General features: G+C 68.2%; 22 protein-coding genes. 16 read left to right on the forward strand and 6 right to left on the reverse strand.

The window, feature by feature from the left end; all coding sequences use genetic code 11:
• Nucleotide 1 precedes the first annotated feature (1 nt).
• Complete coding sequence (locus tag MST3598_RS04855; protein ID WP_029258609.1) at nt 2–1,207, reverse strand: class I SAM-dependent methyltransferase; 1,206 nt, start codon at nt 1,205–1,207, stop codon at nt 2–4.
• A 158-nt stretch (nt 1,208–1,365) separates the two neighbouring features.
• Between MST3598_RS04855 and groES the strand changes: the two genes are divergently transcribed.
• The 3 genes from groES to MST3598_RS04870 all read left to right on the forward strand — a co-directional run bounded on the left by groES (nt 1,366) and on the right by MST3598_RS04870 (nt 4,171).
• Nucleotides 1,366–1,662: a co-chaperone GroES gene (groES, locus tag MST3598_RS04860; RefSeq protein WP_017203655.1), complete on the forward strand. Its 297-nt coding sequence runs from the start codon at nt 1,366–1,368 to the stop codon at nt 1,660–1,662.
• 178 nt (nt 1,663–1,840) lie between these two features.
• A complete protein-coding gene (rarD, locus tag MST3598_RS04865; protein ID WP_096359470.1) occupies nt 1,841–2,770 on the forward strand; it encodes an EamA family transporter RarD in 930 nt (309 codons plus the stop codon).
• 144 nt (nt 2,771–2,914) lie between these two features.
• Nucleotides 2,915–4,171 (forward strand): ABC transporter substrate-binding protein, encoded by a 1,257-nt coding sequence (locus MST3598_RS04870; protein ID WP_021198914.1) that lies wholly within the window; start codon nt 2,915–2,917, stop codon nt 4,169–4,171.
• A gap of 92 nt (nt 4,172–4,263) precedes the next feature.
• Here MST3598_RS04870 and MST3598_RS04875 read toward each other — a convergent pair whose 3' ends face one another.
• The 4 genes from MST3598_RS04875 to MST3598_RS04890 all read right to left on the reverse strand — a co-directional run bounded on the left by MST3598_RS04875 (nt 4,264) and on the right by MST3598_RS04890 (nt 8,336).
• The gene (locus tag MST3598_RS04875) at nt 4,264–5,037 is read right to left on the reverse strand and encodes an ABC transporter ATP-binding protein (RefSeq protein ID WP_029258607.1); all 774 of its coding nucleotides are present in this window, start codon (nt 5,035–5,037) and stop codon (nt 4,264–4,266) included.
• A complete protein-coding gene (locus MST3598_RS04880; protein WP_051668050.1) occupies nt 5,034–6,002 on the reverse strand; it encodes an ABC transporter ATP-binding protein in 969 nt (322 codons plus the stop codon). Before MST3598_RS04880 ends, MST3598_RS04875 begins: the two co-directional genes overlap by 4 nt.
• Nucleotides 6,003–6,069: 67 nt before the next feature.
• Nucleotides 6,070–7,047: a branched-chain amino acid ABC transporter permease gene (locus MST3598_RS04885; protein WP_021198911.1), complete on the reverse strand. Its 978-nt coding sequence runs from the start codon at nt 7,045–7,047 to the stop codon at nt 6,070–6,072.
• Nucleotides 7,048–7,052: 5 nt separating this feature from the next.
• Nucleotides 7,053–8,336: a branched-chain amino acid ABC transporter permease gene (locus MST3598_RS04890; protein ID WP_036271499.1), complete on the reverse strand. Its 1,284-nt coding sequence runs from the start codon at nt 8,334–8,336 to the stop codon at nt 7,053–7,055.
• A gap of 317 nt (nt 8,337–8,653) precedes the next feature.
• On the opposite strand from MST3598_RS04890, the gene guaB reads away from it, so the two are divergent.
• On the forward strand, nt 8,654–10,156 hold the full coding sequence (gene guaB / locus MST3598_RS04895; protein WP_021198909.1) for an IMP dehydrogenase: 1,503 nt from the start codon (nt 8,654–8,656) through the stop codon (nt 10,154–10,156).
• 71 nt (nt 10,157–10,227) lie between these two features.
• On the opposite strand, the gene MST3598_RS04900 is transcribed toward guaB, so the two are convergent.
• A complete protein-coding gene (locus tag MST3598_RS04900) occupies nt 10,228–10,692 on the reverse strand; it encodes a hypothetical protein (protein ID WP_081860083.1) in 465 nt (154 codons plus the stop codon).
• A 153-nt stretch (nt 10,693–10,845) separates the two neighbouring features.
• On the opposite strand from MST3598_RS04900, the gene MST3598_RS04905 reads away from it, so the two are divergent.
• The 12 genes from MST3598_RS04905 to MST3598_RS04955 all read left to right on the forward strand — a co-directional run bounded on the left by MST3598_RS04905 (nt 10,846) and on the right by MST3598_RS04955 (nt 20,904).
• Nucleotides 10,846–11,160, forward strand: a complete 315-nt coding sequence (locus tag MST3598_RS04905; RefSeq protein WP_029258604.1) for a DUF2277 domain-containing protein — start codon at nt 10,846–10,848, stop codon at nt 11,158–11,160.
• A gap of 143 nt (nt 11,161–11,303) precedes the next feature.
• Nucleotides 11,304–12,344, forward strand: coding sequence for a response regulator (locus tag MST3598_RS04910; protein WP_029258603.1), 1,041 nt, complete (start codon nt 11,304–11,306; stop codon nt 12,342–12,344).
• A complete protein-coding gene (locus tag MST3598_RS04915) occupies nt 12,344–13,333 on the forward strand; it encodes an ATP-grasp domain-containing protein (RefSeq protein ID WP_029258602.1) in 990 nt (329 codons plus the stop codon). The genes MST3598_RS04910 and MST3598_RS04915 overlap by 1 nt, the downstream gene beginning before the upstream one ends.
• Nucleotides 13,330–14,043, forward strand: coding sequence for a PHP domain-containing protein (locus tag MST3598_RS04920; protein ID WP_029258601.1), 714 nt, complete (start codon nt 13,330–13,332; stop codon nt 14,041–14,043). Before MST3598_RS04915 ends, MST3598_RS04920 begins: the two co-directional genes overlap by 4 nt.
• Nucleotides 14,043–15,530: a glycosyltransferase family 2 protein gene (locus MST3598_RS04925; protein WP_021198903.1), complete on the forward strand. Its 1,488-nt coding sequence runs from the start codon at nt 14,043–14,045 to the stop codon at nt 15,528–15,530. Before MST3598_RS04920 ends, MST3598_RS04925 begins: the two co-directional genes overlap by 1 nt.
• A complete protein-coding gene (locus tag MST3598_RS18515; RefSeq protein WP_021198902.1) occupies nt 15,527–15,670 on the forward strand; it encodes a hypothetical protein in 144 nt (47 codons plus the stop codon). The genes MST3598_RS04925 and MST3598_RS18515 overlap by 4 nt, the downstream gene beginning before the upstream one ends.
• Entirely contained in the window at nt 15,667–16,014 is a 348-nt protein-coding gene (locus tag MST3598_RS04930; RefSeq protein WP_021198901.1) for a response regulator, read from the forward strand. The genes MST3598_RS18515 and MST3598_RS04930 overlap by 4 nt, the downstream gene beginning before the upstream one ends.
• Nucleotides 16,011–17,816, forward strand: coding sequence for an ATP-binding protein (locus tag MST3598_RS04935; RefSeq protein ID WP_029258600.1), 1,806 nt, complete (start codon nt 16,011–16,013; stop codon nt 17,814–17,816). The genes MST3598_RS04930 and MST3598_RS04935 overlap by 4 nt, the downstream gene beginning before the upstream one ends.
• Before the next feature lie 36 nt (nt 17,817–17,852).
• Nucleotides 17,853–18,101 (forward strand): AbrB/MazE/SpoVT family DNA-binding domain-containing protein, encoded by a 249-nt coding sequence (locus MST3598_RS04940; RefSeq protein WP_021198899.1) that lies wholly within the window; start codon nt 17,853–17,855, stop codon nt 18,099–18,101.
• Nucleotides 18,101–18,463, forward strand: coding sequence for a type II toxin-antitoxin system VapC family toxin (locus MST3598_RS04945; RefSeq protein WP_036271487.1), 363 nt, complete (start codon nt 18,101–18,103; stop codon nt 18,461–18,463). Before MST3598_RS04940 ends, MST3598_RS04945 begins: the two co-directional genes overlap by 1 nt.
• A gap of 103 nt (nt 18,464–18,566) precedes the next feature.
• Nucleotides 18,567–19,118, forward strand: coding sequence for an OsmC family protein (locus tag MST3598_RS04950; protein WP_029258598.1), 552 nt, complete (start codon nt 18,567–18,569; stop codon nt 19,116–19,118).
• Between the two features lie 97 nt (nt 19,119–19,215).
• On the forward strand, nt 19,216–20,904 hold the full coding sequence (locus MST3598_RS04955) for an ABC-F family ATP-binding cassette domain-containing protein (protein ID WP_029258597.1): 1,689 nt from the start codon (nt 19,216–19,218) through the stop codon (nt 20,902–20,904).
• Nucleotides 20,905–20,909: the final 5 nt, after the last annotated feature.

A 20,909-nucleotide genomic window follows, 5' to 3' on the forward strand; every position in this document is an offset into this window, starting at 1 on the left:
GTCAGTTCGCTGCGGGCACCCGGTCGGCGAGGATCGCGCGGCGCTGATCGCCGATGCGGGCCAGGATGAGTGTCGCCTCCTGGTCCCCACGCAGCGTGAGCTTCTTGCGGAAAGCGGCGGGATCCACGTCGACTCCGCGCTTCTTGATCTCCAGACGCCCGATGCCCTGCGCCTGCAGGGCGGCGTTGATCGCCTTGGGGTGGGCCGGGAGGGTCTCGCGCACCCGGAAGGACTGCACGAAAGGACTCGTCAACGCCGCGTCGGAGGTCAGATAGGCGATGTGCTCGTCGAGCATCCCCGCCTCCAGGCTCCGGGCGACCTCGCCGATCAGCCGCGCACGGATCACGGCGCCGTCCGGTTCGTGCACGAACGCGCCGAGCTCGCGCACGGGTTCATCGGGGGCGTCCGCCGGCGCCGTCAGCTCGTGCGAGCGCTCGTCGCGGATCACGAGGGCCGCACGCCGCACCCCTTCCCGGGCGAGCGCGCCGCTCCAGACGACCAGTTCGACCACGCTGCCGTCGGCGCTGACCCACTGTGCCTCGGCGTCGTCCGGCAGGGCGTCGCGGTCGTGCGCCGGTCCGAGCTTGATACCGGTCGGATGGTGAGCCGCCACCTCGAATGCCCAGTCCAGCGAGGGGGAGTAGTCGTCGGCCGAGACGCGTCGGGTCTCGCTGTGACCCGAAGTGCGTCTGGCCGGGTCCATCCAGACCGCGCTCCCCGGGTCCAGCGACGAGAAGGCGTCTTCGGCCGTGCGATGGTCGACGACCGCGCTGTCGCCGAACGGGGCCAGGTTGTAGGCGGCGATCGCCGAGGTCACCTCGTCGGCGTCGACGGCGCGCACATCGAGTCCGGCGCCGGCGAAGGCCAGGGCGTCACCGCCGATTCCGCAGCCGAGGTCGGCGACACGGGTGAAACCGGCGTGACGGATCCGCTGCGCATGCCGGGCTGCGACGCCCAGCCTCGTCGCCTGCTCCAGCCCCGCGCGGGTGAACAGCATGCGTGCGGCGAAGGGCCCGAACTTCGCGGTGGCCCTGGAGCGCAGGCGGGCCTGGCCGACGACGGCGGAGACCAGCTCGGGGGAGTGGTCGCCCGCGCGCAGCCGCGAGACGGTGCGGGCGACATCGGCGGTCGATTCGATGGGCCCGACCGCGTCGAGCAGTTCGAGACCGGCGGGGGTCAGCAGGGCGCGCAGCTCGGACATCTCCACCCGCTCAGCCTAATTGCCCGTGCGAGTCGTCGAACTGCGGCGCGCACTGGCACTCGCATTGCGTGAGTGCCAGCCGAGCGCCTAGACTGGATTAGCACTCTCGGGTTGAGAGTGCGAACAAGTCTTTCGTGTCAGCGTCAAGAAAGAAGAGGTAGACCGTGTCGGTTTCCATCAAGCCGCTCGAGGACCGCATCGTCATCAAGCAGGTCGAGGCCGAGCAGACCACCGCGAGTGGCCTGGTCATCCCCGACACCGCCAAGGAGAAGCCCCAGGAGGGCGAGGTCGTGGCGGTCGGCCCCGGCCGCATCGACGACAACGGCAACCGTGTTCCGCTCGACGTCGCCGTCGGCGACCGCGTGCTCTACAGCAAGTACGGCGGCACCGAGGTGAAGTTCGGCGCAGACGAGTTCCTCGTCCTGTCGGCCCGCGACGTCCTGGCGGTCGTCGTCCGCTGATCTGCGGAACCTGATTCCCGTCTCTCCTGAGGGGCGGGCAAGGTCATCGAAGGGGCCCGGATGCGTATCGCATCCGGGCCCCTTCTGCATCCGCCAGCGAGCGTCCGATTCCTGCCGAACTGCGATCGACGGGCCGGCGGCGCCGTTCGCGACGCCGCCGCGGGCATAGGGTTGTGCGGTGCCACCACAGACCACCCGCGCCGCGCAGACCGCCGGCGTCGCCTACGCCGGTGGGGCCTACCTCCTCTGGGGTGTGCTTCCCCTCTACTTCCTCCTCCTGGTTCCGACGGGGCCGTGGGAGGTCGTCGCCTGGCGCGTCCTGCTGTCGTTCGTCTTCTGCCTCCTGCTGCTCACGGTCATGCGCGGCTGGGCGGCGTTCGGCGTCATCATCCGGCAACCCCGGCTGCTGGGCTGGACGGCGCTCGCGGGGCTGCTGATCTACGTCAACTGGCAGGTGTTCCTGATCGGAACCCTCAGCGGCAACGTCGTCGAGACGAGTCTGGGCTACTTCATCAACCCGATCACGACCGTCCTGCTCGGCGTCTTCGTGCTGAAGGAGCGCATCCGCCGATTGCAGTGGGCGGCGATCGGCATCGCCGCGATCGCCGTCGTCGTGATCGTCGTCGCCTACGGGGAGCTCCCGTGGATCGCGCTGTCACTCACCGCGTCCTTCGGGGTCTACGGACTCATCAAGAAGAAGATCGGCCCTGCCGTCGATGCGGTCAGCGGTCTGACGCTGGAGTCGTTCTGGCTGATCCCCATCGCGGTGATGCAGCTGATCGTCGTCGCACAGACCACGGGGATCACGATGGGGGCGAACGGTTGGGCGCATGCGCTGCTGCTGGCCTTCGCCGGTGTCGCCACGGCCGTCCCGCTGCTGCTCTTCGCCGCGGGGACCCGACGCATCAACCTCACCGTGATCGGCATGATCCAGTTCATCACCCCCGTGATGCAGTTCCTCATCGGCGTCCTGGTGCTGCATGAGCCGATGCCGGCCGAACGCTGGGCGGGCTTCATCATCGTGTGGATCGCGATCGGCGTCTTCATCGTCGACCTGCTGCTCGCCGCGCGTCGGGGGCGCAGGATTCCCCGGGCCGAACCCGCCTGATCCCCGGATTCATCCGCCGAGGGACCGGGTGTCGGATCGTTAACGCACCGAGATACTTGCGACCCCTGTGCGCGGGACTCACGCCCTAGTGTTAGAGCACCCGATTGTGGCCACAATCCACGTTCAGTTACGCAAGGGAGCATCATGAACGCATTGAAGGGCTCGCGCACAGCGAAGGTCTTCGCCGGGATCGCACTGATCAGTGCATCCGCCATTGTCATCGCCGGCTGCAGCAGCACTCCGAGCTCGGAGAGCGGCGGCAGCGACAAGCCCGCCGCCGATCTGACGCTCAAGCTCGGTTCGCTGCTTCCGCAGACGGGTTCGCTGGCGTTCCTCGGCCCGCCCATGGAGTCCGGTGTCGGGCTCGCCGTCCAGGAGGTCAACGACGCCGCCGCCGGCGTCACGATCGACCTGACGGCCGAAGACGAGGGCGACACCGACACCAAGGCCTACGAGACGTCGATCACCAAGCTGCAGGGCGCGGGCGTCTCCGCCATCGTCGGCGCCGCGGCGTCGGGCGTCTCCAAGCTCATCCTCGACGGCAACGTGAGCGCAGGCATCCTGCAGATCTCGGCGTCGAACACGTCGCCCGACTTCACCACGTGGGATGACAACGGCCTGTACTTCCGCACCGCCCCCAGTGACCTGCTGCAGGGCGAGGTGCTCGGCAACCTGATCGCCGAGGACGGCGCGAAGACGCTCGGCATCATCTACCAGAACGACGCGTACGGCACCGGCCTCAACGACGCCATCACGAAGACGTTCGAGAGCACCGGCGGCGAGGTCGTCGAGTCGGTCTCGTTCAACGTGGGCGACGCGCAGTTCGACGCGCAGGTCGAGTCGATCAAGGCGCAGAACCCCGACGCGGTCGCGATCGTGTCGTTCGACCAGTTCAAGACCATCGCACCGCTGCTGGTGAACGCCGGCATCTCGGCCGACAAGTTCTACATGGTCGACGGCAACCTGTCCGACTACGGCACGGAGATCCCGGTCTCGCTCGAGGGCGCGCAGGGAACCAAGGCCGGTCCTGCGCTCGCGGACGACTTCACCTCGCGTCTGCAGGACTACTGGACCGGCGAGGGCAACCCCGAGGTCAAGGACTTCACCTACGCGGCTGAGGCGTACGACGCCGTCATCCTCGTGGCTCTGGCGTCGCTGGCGGCGGGCTCCACCGAGGGCGCGGACATCGCGGCCAAGATGCAGGAGGTCTCGGGCGGTTCCGGCGACGGCAAGAAGTGCACCAGCTTCGCCGAGTGCGCCAAGATCATCAACGACGGCGGCACGGCCGACTACGACGGCTACTCCGGCGACATCACCTTCGATGAGGCCGGCGACCCGCAGGGCGCATCGATCGGCATCTACAAGTACGGTGCCGACAACATGATCACCCGCACCAACTGATCAGACGATCACATGACGAAGGCCCCGGATCCGATCCGGGGCCTTTGTCGTGTGATGTCCTGTCGTGGTGTCGCCGCGTCGGCGTCGGCGGTTCAGGCCGCGTCGGTGCCGAGCGTTCCGAGGTAGAGACCGATCACCTTCGGGTCGTTCAGCAGATCCCGCCCGGTGCCCTCGTGGGCATCCTTGCCCTGATCGAGCACATACCCGCGGTCGCAGATCTGCAGGCAGCGTCGGGCGTTCTGCTCCACCATGATCGTCGTGACGCCGGCCTTGTTGATGTCGGACACCCGGATGAACGCGTCATCCTGACGCACGGGGGAGAGGCCGGCCGACGGCTCGTCGAGCAGCAGCACCGACGGATCCATCATCAGCGCGCGCGACATCGCGACCATCTGCCGCTCGCCGCCGGAGAGGGAGCCTGCGCGCTGCTTGAGCCGCTTTCCCAGTTCGGCGAAGATGCCGGTCACGAATTCGAGCCGCTCCGTGTAGATCTTGGGGTTCTGGTAGAGCCCCATCTGCAGGTTCTCCTCGATCGAGAGAGAGGGGAAGACGTTGTTCGTCTGCGGCACGAAGGCGACTCCGCGCCGGACGAGCTTGTCAGCCTTCAGGCCCACGATGCTCTCGCCCTTCACCGTGATGTCGCCGCTGCGCACGTTCACCAGACCGAAGATGGCCTTCAGCAGGGTCGACTTGCCGGCGCCGTTCGGGCCGATAATCCCGATCAGTTCCCCCTGGCGGGCGATGAGGTTCGCACCGTTGAGGATGTTCACTCCGGGGAGGTACCCGGCATGGACATCGGTCAGCTCGACGACGACGTCGTCCTGCGGTATGGCCTGCGGTGCGTTCGTCGGCGTCTCCGCGCTCATGCGCTGCCCTTCCCCTCGGTCCCGGAGACCGGATCGCTCGCTTCGAGCTCGGCCTCCGCTTCTGCTTCGATCTTCTCGCGGAGTCTGATCGCCGCGGCGTCCTCGAGCACGGGGATGCGCCCGGTGACCGCTCCCAGGTCGAGGTCCTGATGCGCACCGAGGTAGGCATCGACGACCGCCGGGTTCTCCATGACCTCGTCGGGAGGCCCTTCCGCGACGACGCGGCCCTCGGCCATCACGATCACCCAGTCCGCGATGTGGCGGACCATGTGCATGTCGTGCTCGACGAAGAGCACGGTCATCCCCTGCTCCTTCAAGTCGAGGATGTGGTCGAGGAGCGACTGTGTGAGGGCGGGATTGACGCCGGCCATCGGCTCGTCGAGCATCACCAGCGTCGGATCGCTCATCAGCGCTCTGGCCATCTCGAGGAGCTTGCGCTGACCTCCCGAGAGCGATGCGGCGAAGTCCTTCTCCTTGGCGTCGAGCTTGAAGCGTGTCAGCAGTTCCCGCGCCTTGCCCTCGATCTCGGTGTCCTGCGCGCGCCAGAGGAAGGGGAACAGGCTCGACCAGAAGCCCTCGCCGCGCTGATGCGGAGCGCCGAGCTTCATGTTCTCGAGGACGGTCAGCAGCGAGAGCGACTTGGTCAGCTGGAACGTGCGCACCTGCCCCATCCTGGCCACCTTGAACGACGGCACTCCGGAGAGGCTGGTGCCGTCGAACGACCAGGTGCCGCTGTTGGGCTTGTCGAATCCGCAGAGCAGGTTGAAGAGCGTCGTCTTGCCCGCGCCGTTCGGGCCGATCAGAGCGGTGATTGCGCCACGGGGCACTTCGAGGTGATCGACGTCGACGGCGGTCAGGCCACCGAAACGACGCTGGACCGCGTCGACGACGAGGATCGGATCCACCTTGGCGACGCCGGGCTTGACCTCTCCCTTGGTCAGGCCGGTCGTCTTCGGGCGGCGGATGCTCCCCGTGGACGGCGCAGCCGTCGCGGCGTCATCGCCGGGGCCGGGGACCTGTTCGGGGGTCAGTTCATTTGACAAAGGTCATCTCCCTCTTGTCGCCGAGGATGCCCTGGGGGCGGAAGATCACGAGCAGCATGAGCGCGATGCCGACGAAGACGAACACCAGCGTCGATGCCTGGCTGTCGGACATCGGCAGCAGCCCTGCTTTCGCCATCGAGGGGAGCAGGTTGGCCATGAAGGCGAACACCACCCAGAACAGCACCGCACCCAGCGTGGGCCCGAACACCGTGGCCGCGCCGCCGAGAAGGAGGATGGTCCACAGGAAGAACGTCAGCGACGTCGAGTAGCTGCCGGGGACGACCGCGGAGGGGAGCACGAAGATGATCCCGCCCGCGGCGCCGATCACACCACCCACCACGAGCGCCTGCATCTTGTAGGCGAAGACGTTCTTGCCGAGCGACCGCACCGCGTCCTCGTCCTCGCGGATGCCCTTGAGTACACGACCCCACGGGCTGCGCATCAACGCCCACACCAGGAGGATGGCGACCGCCAGGACGATCACGCCGAAGACGCGGTTCCAGAGATCGTTCGCGCTGTACATCCAGGGGCCGAACCCGTAGGTGCCCGTGGGGATGGGGTTCGCATCGCGGAATCCGCCGTTGTACTGCGCGAGGCCGTCGGCGCTGTTGGTCCATTCGTCGAACAGCTGCGTCGTGAACAGGAGGCGGACGATCTCACCCGCCGCGATCGTCGCGATCGCGAGATAGTCGGCACGCAGGCGCAGCGTCGGGATGCCCAGGAGGACGGCGAAGAACGCGCCGCCGAGCAGACCGATGAGCATGCCGATCCACCAGGGCAGGCCGAAGCTCAGCACCGAGATGGCGTAGCCGTAGCCGCCGATGGCCATGAAGGCGGCCATGCCGAAGTTGAGCAGACCCGCGTATCCGAAGTGCACGGCGAGGCCGGTCGCCGCGAGGGCGTAGGCGATCGTGACCGGGCTGAACAGGTAGACGGCCGTGTTCGAGAAGATGCTTCCGAAGTCCATGGTGATCAGCCCAGCCTTTCCCTGCGTCCGAGCAGACCCTGCGGTCTCACGAGGAGGATGACGATGAGCACCACGAGGGCGCTCGCATACTTCAGGTCCGACGGGATCCAGAGGGTCGAGACCTCGACCGCGATGCCGACGATGAGGGAGCCGACGAGGGCGCCGAACGCCGTGCCGAGACCGCCCAGCGTGATGGCGGCGAAGATCAGCAGCAGCATCTGCATGCCCATGTCCCACTTCACACCCGGGCGGAAGTAGGCCCAGAGGATGCCGGAGATCGCGGCCAGTGTTCCGGAGAGGATCCAGACATAGCGGATGACCCTGTCGACGTCGATGCCGGAGGCGGCGGCGAGCTGGGGGTTGTCGGAGATCGCTCGCGTCGCCTTGCCGATCCGCGTGCGTGTCAGGAAGAACGCCACCGCCAGGATCACGACGATGCTCACGCCCATCGCGATCATGTCGATGTAGGACAGCGAGATCGGACCGAACTGGATCGGCGTGGGGCTGGCGCCGGGGAGCTGGTACGTGCCTCCGCCGATGATGAACTGGAATGCGTAGCGGAGGGCCAGGGAGAGTCCGATGCTCACGATCATGAGCTGGACGACACCGAGCCCACGTCGCCGCAGCGGACGCCAGATCCCCGCATCCAGCGCCCAGCCGAACAGGCCGCCGCCGATGACGGCCGCGGCGATGCCGAGCCAGAGCGGGAGATGCCAGAACGTGGTCGTGACCAGGGCGACGAGACCGCCCCACGTCACCATCTCCGCGTGCGCGAAGTTCGACAACCGGGTGGTGCCGTAGATGAGCGCGGCACCCATCGAGGCGAGTGCGAGCAGGAGACCGAAGTTCAGTCCGCCGACCAGTCGCGAGAGCAGCTGGTCGATGAAGGAGACCGTGACCCGCTGGCCCTCGCCGAGGAACAGATTCATGATCTTGGTCCCGGTGAGACCGAACTCGACCTCGAAGGAGGCTGTCGTCCCCGCGATCGGCTGCGTTCCCTCCGGCAACTGGGTCGCGTCGACGATCACGCCCTCGGGCAGGGTCGACTCATCGACCGTCAGGGTGTACTTCTCCTTCTCGGGCACGTAGAGACGCCATTTGCCTTCGGCGTCGGTCTCGGTCTCACCCTTGAAGCCCTTGCCTTCGATGGACATGACGACGCCTTCGACAGGTTGATCGTCGAAGGTGACGACACCGGCGAAGTAGAACTCCGTGACCTCCTGCCCGTCGTCCGTCGTCTCGGCCGAAGCCGATGAGGGGGGTAGGAACACGAACGCGGTGAGCGCCATGAGGATAGCGAGCAGCGCGACCACCCAGGGGCGCTTTCGCTGCACGGCGATTGTTGTGGGTCCCACGCAACCTCCACTTTGAGTGCTGTGTCTCCGCGGTGTCGGGTCGACCGCGGGGATGGACGACGCACTTGAGCGTAATGCGCGATCGGCGATTCGCCTACGGTCCCTGCCAACAGTCCGGTAACGACGGGGCTCTGGGAATGTTCTCGGGCGTGTCTCGCTTAGAATCTTCATACGGGCCGCGGCCCCGCACCGGCCGACGTCGACCACCCCCTCGCACTCGGACATGCGCGACTCGCGCAGAAGGAGAATCCATGGAACAGCACGATCCCTTCGGCTTCGTCGGACTGACGTACGATGACGTGCTGCTGCTCCCCGGGCACACCGACGTGATCCCCAGCGAGGCCGACACCTCGTCGCGGATCACGCGCCGCATCTCGGTCGCCACCCCGCTGCTGTCGAGCGCGATGGACACGGTCACCGAATCCCGCATGGCGATCGCCATGGCCCGTGAGGGCGGCATCGGCATCCTGCACCGCAACCTCTCCATCGCCGACCAGGCCGCGCACGTCGACCGCGTCAAGCGCAGCGAGTCGGGCATGATCACCGACCCCATCACGACGACGCAGGATGCGACCGTCGAAGAAGTCGACAACCTCTGCGCGAAGTACCGCATCTCCGGTCTTCCGGTCGTCGACGACGAAGGAAAGCTGGTCGGCATCATCACGAACCGCGACATGCGGTTCGTCTCGGGCTTCGAGCGTCAGACCACCTTCGTCAAGGACGTCATGACGCGGGAGAACCTCGTGACCGCTCCCGTCGGCGTCGCCGCGGGCGAGGTCATCGCGCTGTTCGCCAAGCACCGTGTCGAGAAGCTGCCGCTCATCGACGGCGACGGCAAGCTCGCCGGCCTCATCACCATCAAGGACTTCGACAAGAGCGAGAAGTACCCGCTCGCCACCAAGGACGACCAGGGCCGCCTGCGCGTCGGTGCCGCCATCGGCTTCTTCGGCGATGCCTGGGAGCGTGCGGAGGCGCTGCGCGACGCCGGTGTCGACGTGCTCGTGGTCGACACCGCCAACGGGCAGTCGCAGGGCGTCATCGACCTCGTCCGCCGTCTCAAGGCCGACACCTCGTTCGAGCACATCGACATCATCGGCGGCAACGTCGCGACCCGCGAGGGCGCCCAAGCACTGGTCGACGCGGGCGTCGACGCCGTCAAGGTCGGTGTCGGTCCCGGGTCCATCTGCACCACGCGCGTCGTCGCCGGTGTGGGCGTCCCCCAGGTCACCGCGGTCTACGAGGCGTCGCTCGCCGCGCGTCCCGCGGGGGTTCCGGTGATCGCCGACGGCGGACTGCAGTACTCGGGTGACATCGCCAAGGCCCTGGTCGCCGGTGCCGACGCCGTGATGCTCGGCTCGCTCCTGGCCGGAACCGACGAGTCCCCGGGCGAGATCGTCTTCCAGTCCGGCAAGCAGTTCAAGCAGTACCGCGGCATGGGCTCGCTGGGCGCCATGCAGACCCGTGGCAAGCAGACCTCGTACTCCAAGGACCGCTACTTCCAGGCCGACGTCCCCAGCGACGACAAGCTGATCCCCGAGGGCATCGAGGGGCAGGTGCCGTACCGCGGTCCGCTCTCCGCCGTGGCCTATCAGCTGGTCGGCGGACTGCGTCAGTCGATGTTCTACGTCGGCGCGCGCACCATCGAAGAGCTCAAGACGCGTGGCAAGTTCGTGCGCATCACCTCGGCGGGGCTCAAGGAGTCGCACCCGCACGACGTGCAGATCGTGGTCGAGGCGCCGAACTACAAGAAGTAGCCGCCACAGACGACGAGAGGGACCGGATGCGTGTCGCATCCGGTCCCTCTCGTCTTCTCGTCGGGGGTGGCTCAGCCGCACCGGTAGGTGACGCCGTCGACCTCCCATACGCCGGTGCCCAGCTCGGCACACATGCCGATGAGGCCGGCGATGACCGTCGCGAACAGGATGATCCCGATGATGCCGGCGATGGTCAGGATCGCGCCGATGATGATGCCGGCGATCGCGAGTCCCTTCGGCTGCCCCGCCTTGCCGAGCTTCACGACGGCGACGATGCTCAGGATGAGGCCGATCGGTGCAGCCACGAACGCGAGGACGAGGCCGACGATGGACAGCACGCGTCCAGGAGGGGTCGGTTCCGGCTGCGGATACGCGGGTGCTGCGGGAGCCGGGTATCCGGAGGCGGGTGCCGCGCCCGGAGCGGTATCCCAGGTCGGTGCCGAGGCGGGCGGAGGCGGAGTGGGGGCGGCTGCGGGCGGCGGCACCGGGTTCGAGGAGTCGGGCGCTGGCGGTTCGGGGAACGGGGGGTTGGTCATGTGCTTTCCTGTCGACGAGGCGGGAGGGAACGCACGGGCGGCCCCGGTTGCCCCCGAGCGTAGCGACCGCCCCACGACCGCACCATCCCCTCCGCGCCGTGGACCTCCGGTCGGCCTCTTCCGTCTGCGTGCGGGGCGGCGTAGCGTTCCGGTATGTGTCGGAACATCGTCCCGTTGAACAACCTCGAACCCGCAGCGACCGATGAGGAATGCCACGACGCCGCCCTGCAGTTCGTGCGCAAGATCGCCGGGACCACGACCCCGTCGAGAGCCAACCAGCCGGCGTTCGACAGCGCCGTCGGTGAGATCGCCGTGGTCGTCAGCCGGCTCCTGAGCGAGCTCGTCACCACGGCGCCGCCGAAGAATCGCGAAGACGAAGCGGCGAAGAGGCGGGCCCGATCCGCTGAGCGGTACGAGGCGATCCGGGTCTTCCAGGAGGAGAAGCGCGCGGCCCGCGCCGGAGCATAGGAGAGGCACCGTCGCCAGGACGGTGCCGTATGCCAGAATCGACATACCCCGCTCGACTTTCCCTGCGGACCCGGTGTCGAAGGGCATCGAGATCGCGTGACCGACCCCCATCGGTCAGGGAACCTCCCCAAGGAGAGCTGTACATGGAGGAATCCCCTCGCGTTCTCGTCGTCGATGACGATCCGGACGTCGCCCTGCTCGTGAAGACCGTGCTCGAGCGGCGAGCCGGCTGCATCGTCGACGTCGCCGAAGACGGCCGTTCGGCTGTGGAGCGCGTCGCCGAAGTGCGTCCGGACGTCGTCGTCACCGACATCGAGATGCCGGGACTCAACGGGCTCGAACTGCTCGCCGAGTTGCGGAAGACGGTTCCCTCGGTTCCGGTCGTGGTGATGACCGCCCACGTCTCGGTGGAATACGCCGTCTCTGCTCTGCGGGCGCAGGCGGATGAGTTCCTCACCAAGCCGCTCGACAACGGCAAGCTCGTGGAGGCGGTCACCCGTCTCGTCGAAGAGGGGCGGCGACGCCGTGAAGAGGCGCGCAAGCCCGAGCGGGTGCTCGCGATCGGTGCGCACCCCGACGACGTCGAGATCGGCGTCGGCGGGCTGCTCGCGGCGCACGCCGCGGCTCACGATGAGATCACCATCCTCACGCTCTCCCGTGGGGCCAGAGGGGGCGACGCCGACAGCCGTCAGAACGAATCCCTGGCCGCGGCCGACATGTTGGGCGCCCGTCTGTTCCTGAAGGACCTCGTCGACACGGAGATCTCCGGAGGCGGCTCCACGGTGCGGATCATCGAAGAGGTCGTGCAGGAGATCCAGCCGACGATCGTCTACACGCATTCGAGTCACGACCGCCATCAGGATCACCGCGCCGTGAGCGAGGCCACCATCGTCGCGACGCGGCGCGTGGGCACCGTTGCCTGCTACCAGAGCCCGTCCTCCACGATCGACTTCCGTCCCACGAGGTTCGTGCGCATCGACCACTACCTCGACGAGAAGCTGCGGCTGCTGGAGCGCTTCGGATCGCAGACCGCGAGCCGCGACTACCTGGCGCCCGAGTTCGTCACCGCAACGGCCCGGTACTGGTCGAGGTTCGGCGGAGGCACCGCGGTCGAACCTCTCGAAGTGGTCCGCGAGACCGCCGAGTTCATCGGCGCCCACGAACTCACGCGACGGGAGAGCTGATGACCAAGCGGGTGCTGGTGACCGGTGCCGGGGGACCGGCAGGAGTGGCGGTGATCCGGTCGCTGCTGCGCCGATCCGATCTGACCGTGTTCGCCGCCGACATGGACGGCTGGGCGAGCGGCATCTACCTGGTTCCACCGGCGCAGCGGCGTCTGGTGCCGCCGGGAAGGGACGCCGACTTCGTGCCGGCGATCGCCCGCCTGGTCGCGGAAGACGGCCTCGACCTGGTGATCTCGACCGTCGACGTCGAGCTCATCGCGCTCGCCGAGCGTCGGGAGGAGCTGGCCCCCGCTGTCCTGGCCGCTCCGTCGGCGGACACCCTGAACACCGCGCTCGACAAGCTCGCGCTCGCCGAGCGCTGCGCGCCGACCGGACACACCCCGCGCACGGTTCTCGCCGGACGTGACGCCGAGGCCGTCGACTGGGAGTTCCCGGTCTTCGCCAAACCGCGTCAAGGCGCGGGAAGCCGTGGCGTGCGGCTCGTCCCCGATCGCGCGGCTCTCGAGGCGCTGCCGACGGACGAGGGACTCATCGTGCAGGACTTCCTCCCGGGGGAGGAGTACTCGGTCGACGTCATCGCGGATGCCGCCGGCAACGTCGTCGCGGCCGTGCCCCGGACCCGTGCCCGGGTCGATTCCGGCGTGGCGATCGCCGGGCGCACCGTCCGCGACCCGGAGCTCGAGGAGACGGCGGCATCGATCGCGCGTGCGATCGGACTGGTCGGCGTCGCAAACGTGCAGCTGCGGCGCGATCGCACCGGTCGTGCCGTGCTGCTCGAGGTCAATCCGCGCTTTCCCGGGGCCCTGCCGCTGACGATAGCCGCGGGCGTCGACATCCCGTCGCTCGTGGCCGACCTGTTCCTGGGGCGCGAGCTGCCGGTGCAGGTACCGTTCCGTGAGGTCGCTTCCGTGCGCTTCCTGGAGGACGTGATCGTCGAGATCGAAGACGTGCTGGTCTCCGCCCATGCAGGGCATCAGGAGGAGCTGTGAGCCACGCTCTGCTTCGCGGCGATCACCACGTCCACTCGACGTTCTCGGACGATGCCGTATCGACGCTCGCCCAGAACGTCGAGGCGGCAGCGGCCGCGGGACTCACCACCCTGCGTCTGGTCGATCACGTGCGACAGGGCACCACCTGGGTGCCGGAGTACCTCGCTGCGGTGCGGGCCCTCCGGGTGCCGGATGGTCTCGCGGTGCTCACGGGAGTGGAGGCGAAGATCCTCGACGCCGCGGGAACGCTGGACATCCCGACGCTCCCGGACGGGATCGACCGCATCCTCATCGCCGATCATCAGTTCCCCGGTACGGCCGGTCCTCTCGGGCCCTCGGCGGTCCGGGAGCGGATCGCCGCCGGCTGGGCGACCGACGATGTGCTCGATCAGCTCATCGAGGCGCTCGTCGCCACGATGCGCCGGTACCCGGGGAACCAGCTCGCGCACTGCTTCTCGATCCTGCCGAAGATCGGCCTGTCTGAAGACGATCTCGGCCCGGAGCGGACGGAAGCCTGGGCCCGGGCCGCCGCCGAGACCGACACCCTCGTCGAGGTCAACGAGAAGTGGGGGTGCCCCGGCGTCCCGGCACTGACCGCCCTGCGGCGCGTCGGCGGCGAGATCGTCGCCTCCACCGACAGTCATGACGCCTCGGAGGTCGGCCGATACTCCCGGGTGATCGCGTTGCTCGACGCGATGGAGGTGTCGTGATGACGGATCTCTCGGTGCTGGAGGCCGTGCTGGTCATCGTCCTCCTGCTCTGCGTGCTGGTGGGAACGCTGCCCGTGATCAATACCGGGCTGCAGTTCCTCGTGCTGCCGCTGCACGCGTTCCGCAATCACTACGGCAAGGCGGCGCCGTACCACCCGCACGTCGCCGTCATCATCCCGGCCTGGAACGAAGGCGCGGTGATCGGTCCGGCCATCGAACGACTGCTGCAGCTGGAGTATCCCGCCGAACGCCTCCGGGTCTTCGTCGTCGACGATGCGTCCACGGACGACACCCCGGCGATCGTCGGCGCGAAGGCGCAGGCCCATCCGGGTCGCGTCGTGCACCTGCGTCGCGAGAAGGGTGGCGAGGGCAAGGCGCACACGCTCAACCACGGTCTCGATGTGGTCCTCGCCGACTCGTGGACCGAAGCGGTGCTCATCATGGATGCGGACGTGATCTTCGCGCGCGACTCGCTGCGCAAGCTCACCAGGCACCTCGCCGACGAGAAGGTCGGCGCGGTGACGGCGTACATCGCTGAGGGCAGCCGCGACCGCAACTACCTCACCCGGTTCATCGCGATCGAGTACGTGATCGGCCAGCTCTCCGCCCGCCGGGTGCAGAACGTGGGCGGTGCGATCGCCTGCCTCGCCGGTGGCGCGCAGCTGCATTCGCGGGCGAACCTCGAGGCCATCGGGGGACGCATCCCGACGGGCACGCTCGCCGAAGACACCATGACGACCTTCGAGGGTCAGCTCAAGGGACGTCGGATGGTCTTCGAGCCGCACGCGGTCGTGCTGGCCGAGGAGCCGCGCACGATCGACAGCCTGTGGAAGCAGCGGTTGCGCTGGGCGCGGGGCAACGTGCAGCTGACCTCGATCTACCGCAAGCTCTGGTTCCGCCCGAGCCGCGAACACAACCTGGGCAGCTTCGGTTTCGGGCTGGCCTGGTTCACGATCCTGCTGCTGCCCGCCTTTATGCTGCTCGCGGCTGCGGGGATGCTCGCACTGCTCGTCCTGCACAGCGACATCGCCGAGTTCGTCTTCCGCTTCATGTGGATCTCCGCGGCCTGCATCTACCTCTTCTCGATGCTCTACTCCGTGCAGCTCGACCCGCGGACCGGCAGACATTCCTGGCGCGAGGCGATCATGTTCCCGGGGCTCGGTGCCCTGATCCTGATGGCGATCGCCCTCTTCCCCTGGGCGTTCGAATCGCTCCTGACCGCCGTCGGGCTGGGGCTGACGGATCAATCCCGCTTCGTCTGGGCCGTGATCTTCTACCTGTGGGGCCCGATCTCGATGCTCGGTATCTGGCTGGCGCGCGCGGTGGAGCCTCTTCCCGGTGGACGGTTCTTCGCCGGTCTGCTGCTGTACATCTGCGGCTACGGGTCGCTGCTGTGTGCGATCACCGTGGACTCCTACATCAAAGAATGGCGTCGAGCCGACGCCTCCTGGATCAAGACCGAGAAGATCGGACGTGTCGACTCATGACCGCAACCCCGTCGCACGATGCCGAAGTCGAGGAGATCGCCGCGGACGCCCGACGAGAGCGGCGACTGATCCCTCAAGCCCTGCTCGCCCTGGTCGTCGTCGTCATCATCGTCGTCGTGCGAGAGCTGTTCCTTCGATGACCGGGAGGCCGCTGGCCCTCGTCGTCGAGGACGCTCCCGACCAGGCCGCCCTGCTGCGTCGATACCTCGATCGTGAGGGCTTCGACGTGTTCATCGCCCGCGACGCGGAGTCGGCGATCGCGGCGTTCCCCGAGATCGATCCCGTGCTGGCGGTGCTCGACCTCATCCTTCCCGGCATCTCGGGTCAGGAGTGCGCGCGGCTGGTCCAGGAGCGGTTCCCCGAGTGCTTCCTCGTGATCAGCTCCGTGCTCGACGCCGCCGACTATCCGCCGGCCGATGCCGCCCTGCCGAAGCCGATCACCGGCTCCGACCTGCACGCCATCGTGGGGACGGTGCGGCGATGAGGGCGACTCCGCTCGACCGGGCGGAGAACCGCTGGTATCAGGTCTTCGACAACCCGAGCCCGCTGCTCAAGCAGGCGCCGACGGTCATCGCGACCGTCATCGCGGCGATCTTGACCTGGTGGGTCCCCGACCTGCCGATCACGCACGTCGCACCAGCCGTGGCGGGAATCGCGGTGGTCCTCGCGGCGACCGCGTTCGCCGCGGTGCTCACCGCGCGCGGCACGACCGACGGGTGGGCCGTCCTCCTCATCCCCATCGTCGACATCGCCGGGCTCGGCCTCTTCCGCACCGGCACCGGCGGCGCCACCTCGCTCTTCTCCTCGCTCGTGCTCCTCCCCGTGGTCTGGCTGGCCGCGGCGCCCGGAATCCGCTGGGTGTTCGTGGTCGGCGGGCTGACCTCGATCGCCCTGCTCATGCCGTACTTCACCGACCCGCCCGAGACCTCGGTCGAATGGCTGCGCGGCGTGGTCGGACCGCTCGTGTTCTCGGCGGTGGCGGCGGTCATCAACCAGCTCTCGAGACAGCAGCGCATGCGCGTGGAGCAGGCGGAGGAGCTCGTCGCCGAACGCACCAGGGCGCTGTCGGAGAACGTCGCGATGATCGTGCAGCTGCGCGACAAGGAGCGTCAGTACCGTGAGCTGCTCGACTCGTTCGAGAGCCTCTGGTCGTCCATCACGGCACAGGCGGTGATCGCCACGGATCGGCGCGGCATCGTGACGGCGTGGAACCCCGGCGCGGTGCGGCTTCTCGGGCTGCCGGTCGACGAGGCGCTCCGCGACGTGCGCATCGATCGCTTCTTCTCCACCGCCGTGCTCTCGATGCTCGCCGCGGAGAACGCGCAGGACGCGCAGGTCGTGCGGGGGAATCCTCCGCGGGATGCCGAGCTCGCCGCCGGGATCGAAGCGCTGTTCGCGCAGGCCGATGCCGGGTCGACGGTGGACAGCGACATCGAGGTGGTCACGGCAGGGGGCACCACGGTTCCGGCACGCGTGACGGTCAGCCCGCACAAGGACGGCGCCGGCGCACAGCAGGGCTACCTCTTCGTGCTGACCGACGAGACCAGGGCCGTCGAGGTCGCCCGCATGAAGGATGAGTTCGTGGGGATGATCTCGCACGAGCTCCGCACGCCTCTCAGCGCGATCATCGGCTTCCTCGATCTGCTCCAGAACGATCCGGGGCAGCCGCTCACCGATGACCAGCAGGAGTTCGTCGGCATCATCGAGCGCAACGCGCAGCGTCTGCTCACCCTCGTGGGCGACCTGCTCTTCACGGCGCAGGTCGAGTCGGGGCGGTTCCCGCTCGAGCGCGAGGAGACCGACGTCGCCGAGTTGGTGCGATCGGCCGTGACGTCGGCCGGGCCGCATGCGCAGCGCGAGGGCATCGATCTCGTGGCCGAAGTCGGGACGGATGCGATCCCCGTCTTCGTCGACGCTGGTCGCATCGGGCAGGCCATCGACAATCTGCTCTCGAACGCCATCAAGTTCACGCCGCGAGGCGGTACGGTCACCGCTCGGGTGCGGACGCTCGACGGAGGCGTGGAGTTCTCGATCGCGGACACCGGAGTGGGCATTCCGGAGGACGAGCAGGGGATGCTCTTCACCCGCTTCTTCCGTGCATCGACCGCGACGCGCAACGCGGTGCCGGGGGTGGGGCTCGGCCTCACGATCACCCGGGCCATCGTGCTGGCGCATGGGGGGACGATGGACGTGACGAGTCAGGAGGGTGTCGGGACGGAGTTCCGTTTCTTCCTGCCGGCAGCGCCTCGCACCGAAGTGCTGATGAGCCTGAGCCGGCCCGACTGAGTCCCTCATCGAGCTGGAGGGTGGTACTCTCGGGGCATGGGTACCACATTCGTTGCACCGATGGGCGACCGTGGGCGCCTGGTGGTCCCTGCCGAGCTCCGTGCCCGTCAGCACTGGGAGCAGGGGGTTCCCCTGCTCATGATCGAGACGGCGGGAGGCGTGATTCTCGTCACCCGGGAGCAAGCCAAGGCGCTGGTGAGGTCACAGCTGGAAGGGAAGGACGCTCTCGAGTCCCTTCTTGCAGAGCGACGCAGATCAGCGAACTCCGAGGACGCGGCTGCGTGATGGTGGTCGATGCGTCAGCGCTCCTCGCGTTCCTGCAGGGAGACCCGGGCGCCGATCGGGTCGAGGAAGTCCTCGATGAGTCGGTGATCGGAGCGGCGAACTGGTCGGAGGTCGCGCAGAAGGTGCGCGCATCCGGTGCCGATTGGGGGGTCGCTTCCGGTTTGCTGCTCAGCTATCGAGTGCGTGTGGAACCCGTGTCTCAGCGCGACGCCGAAGCCGCCGCGGAGTCATGGGAGCGCGGGAGCGGACTCTCACTGGGAGATCGGTTGTGCCTCGCACTCGCGCGACGTCTCGACATGCCCGTTCTCACGGCGGACCGCGCGTGGGGCGAGTCCGAGCGCATCGAGCAGCTGCGACGCTGACCCGAGCGGAGAACACCTCGGCGTCGTGACGCTGCGTGTCCCGGTGTGAAGCCGGATGACGAATGGCCGGCAGCGCACGCGGGATGGTCGCTACCGTCGGGCCATGACTCTTCTCCAGGACCAGCTCGCCGGTGTCGCCGATGTCACAACCCACGAGCGCGCGCAGCGCCTCACCGACGCCGGATCGGCGTGGAACGACCGGATCGCGGCGGACGACGCCAATGCCCGGCTGACGTATCGGGTCAGTGGGCGCGGCATCGGCTCCGTGGCGACCGAGATCCGCGCAGGCAAGCACCGCTTCATCGTCGACGAGCCGGGCGCGCTCGCGGGTGACGACGTGGCGGCCAGCCCGGTCGAGTATGCGCTGGGTGCGCTCGTCTCGTGTCAGGTGGTCGTGTACCGGCTCTACGCCCAGGCTCTCGGGCTCACGATCGACGGGATCGAGATCACTGCGGAGGGTGACCTCGACGTGCGCAAGCTGTTCGGCATCGACGAGTCGGGGCGTGCAGGATTCCACGGCGTGCGGGTGGCGGTCGACATCACCGGCCCGAACACCCCCGAGGAGTACGAGAACCTGCGTACCGTCGTCGACGCGCACTGCCCCGTGCTCGATCTCTTCGCCGCTCCCGTGCCGACGTCGAGCGTTCTGGTCTGACCGTTCGGAGCATCTCCGGACGCGGTGTGGAGCATGCCCGCTCCTGCTGATAGCCTGGTCGGCTCGGCATGCGCGGGCGGAAGGACGGCCACGCACCGTGGGCTCTATCGATGTATCCAGCGTCTCCTTGACGCTCCCCGACGGCAGACCTCTTCTCGACGAGGCGAGTTTTCGCGTCGGCGCCGGCTCGACGAGCGCGCTGATCGGCCCGAACGGCGCGGGCAAGACCACCCTGCTCCGCATCATCCGCGGCGATCAGACGGCCGATGACGGCGTGGTGACGATCGACGGCGGACTCGGCGTGATGGACCAGTTCGTCGGTCACGGCGAGGCGGGCGAGACCGTCCAGCAGCTCCTGGTGCGGGTCGCTCCTGCACGCATCCGCACGGCGGCCGAAGGGCTCGAGGCGGCGGAGAACGCGCTGATCGAACGCGATGAGCACGACACGCAGATGGCCTACGCGTCGGCGATCGCCGAGTACGCGGATGCCGGAGGCTACGAGCACGAGACCGTCTGGGACCAGTGCACGATCGCTGCCCTCGGGGTGCCGTACGAGCGGGCGCGGTATCGCGAGCTCACCACGCTCTCCGGGGGTGAGCAGAAGCGGCTCGCGCTCGAGGCGCTGCTGCGGGGGCCCGACGAGGTGCTGCTGCTCGACGAGCCGGACAACTACCTCGACGTGCCCACCAAGCGCTGGCTCGAGGAACAACTGCGTCAGACGCCCAAGACCGTGCTGCTGGTGTCGCACGACCGCGAGCTGCTCGCTCGTGCGGCCGATCGGCTCATCACCCTCGAACCCGGGGGAGCCGGCGCGACGGCCTGGGTGCACGGTGGCGGCTTCGGCACCTACCAGCAGGCGAGGATCGACCGGATGGACCGGCTCGACGAGCTGCGCCGGCGCTGGGACGAGCAGCACGAGAAGCTGCGCACCCTGGTGGCGAACCTCAAGGTGAAAGCCTCGGCGAACGACGGTTTCGCGTCGCGGTATCAGGCGGCGCAGACCCGTCTGCGCAAGTTCGAGGAAGCCGGCCCGCCTGAGGAGCGGCCGCCCGCGCAGGAGTTCGACATGCGACTGCGCGGCGCGCGCACGGGCAAGCGGGCGGTGGTCGCGCAGCGGCTGGAGCTGACCGGGCTCATGCGTCCGTTCGATGCCGAGGTCTGGTACGGCGACCGGGTCGCCGTGCTGGGCTCGAACGGATCGGGGAAGTCGCACTTCCTGCGGCTGTTGGCGCGCGGCGGCAGCGATCCCGATGCGACGCTCGGCCATGTCACCGCGACCGGCGAGCAGCTGAGCGCGGTGGAGCACACCGGCACAGCCGCACTCGGTGCGCGCGTGGTACCCGGCCTGTTCGCGCAGACGCACGCGCATCCGGAGTTCGTCGGACGCACGCTGCTCGAGATCCTGCACCGCGGCGACGATCGACGCGCCGGGATGCCGCGTGATGCCGCGAGCTCGGCGCTCGACCGGTACGGCCTCGTGCGGCAGGCTCAGCAGACGTTCGATTCGCTCTCGGGTGGACAGCAGGCGCGGTTCCAGGTGCTGCTGCTGGAGCTCTCCGGGGCGACGCTGCTGCTGTTGGACGAGCCGACAGACAACCTCGACCTGGAGTCGGCCGAGGCGCTCGAACAGGCGCTCGCACGATTCGAGGGCACCGTGCTCGCCGTCACCCACGACCGCTGGTTCGCGCGGTCGTTCGACCGGTTCCTGGTGTTCGGATCGGACGGGGACGTGTACGAATCCGACGAGCCCGTGTGGGACGAGAAGCGGGTGGCGCGCACACGCTGACTTTC

The organism is Microbacterium sp. TPU 3598 (assembly GCF_002356155.1).
GTDB lineage: Bacteria > Actinomycetota > Actinomycetes > Actinomycetales > Microbacteriaceae > Microbacterium > Microbacterium maritypicum_A.

Excerpts from the sequence above, each read along its gene's own strand:
- MST3598_RS04870 (WP_021198914.1), top strand. The coding sequence starts at position 2,915 with ATGAACGCATTGAAGGGCTCGCGCACAGCGAAGGTCTTCGCCGGGATC.
- MST3598_RS04875 (WP_029258607.1), bottom strand. The coding sequence starts at position 5,037 with ATGAGCGCGGAGACGCCGACGAACGCACCGCAGGCCATACCGCAGGAC.
- MST3598_RS04885 (WP_021198911.1), bottom strand. The coding sequence starts at position 7,047 with ATGGACTTCGGAAGCATCTTCTCGAACACGGCCGTCTACCTGTTCAGC.
- MST3598_RS04890 (WP_036271499.1), bottom strand. The coding sequence starts at position 8,336 with ATGGCGCTCACCGCGTTCGTGTTCCTACCCCCCTCATCGGCTTCGGCC.
- guaB (WP_021198909.1), top strand. The coding sequence starts at position 8,654 with ATGGAACAGCACGATCCCTTCGGCTTCGTCGGACTGACGTACGATGAC.
- MST3598_RS04900 (WP_081860083.1), bottom strand. The coding sequence starts at position 10,692 with ATGACCAACCCCCCGTTCCCCGAACCGCCAGCGCCCGACTCCTCGAAC.
- MST3598_RS04905 (WP_029258604.1), top strand. The coding sequence starts at position 10,846 with ATGTGTCGGAACATCGTCCCGTTGAACAACCTCGAACCCGCAGCGACC.
- MST3598_RS04910 (WP_029258603.1), top strand. The coding sequence starts at position 11,304 with ATGGAGGAATCCCCTCGCGTTCTCGTCGTCGATGACGATCCGGACGTC.
- MST3598_RS04915 (WP_029258602.1), top strand. The coding sequence starts at position 12,344 with ATGACCAAGCGGGTGCTGGTGACCGGTGCCGGGGGACCGGCAGGAGTG.
- MST3598_RS04925 (WP_021198903.1), top strand. The coding sequence starts at position 14,043 with ATGACGGATCTCTCGGTGCTGGAGGCCGTGCTGGTCATCGTCCTCCTG.
- MST3598_RS18515 (WP_021198902.1), top strand. The coding sequence starts at position 15,527 with ATGACCGCAACCCCGTCGCACGATGCCGAAGTCGAGGAGATCGCCGCG.
- MST3598_RS04930 (WP_021198901.1), top strand. The coding sequence starts at position 15,667 with ATGACCGGGAGGCCGCTGGCCCTCGTCGTCGAGGACGCTCCCGACCAG.
- MST3598_RS04935 (WP_029258600.1), top strand. The coding sequence starts at position 16,011 with ATGAGGGCGACTCCGCTCGACCGGGCGGAGAACCGCTGGTATCAGGTC.
- MST3598_RS04940 (WP_021198899.1), top strand. The coding sequence starts at position 17,853 with ATGGGTACCACATTCGTTGCACCGATGGGCGACCGTGGGCGCCTGGTG.
- MST3598_RS04945 (WP_036271487.1), top strand. The coding sequence starts at position 18,101 with ATGGTGGTCGATGCGTCAGCGCTCCTCGCGTTCCTGCAGGGAGACCCG.
- MST3598_RS04950 (WP_029258598.1), top strand. The coding sequence starts at position 18,567 with ATGACTCTTCTCCAGGACCAGCTCGCCGGTGTCGCCGATGTCACAACC.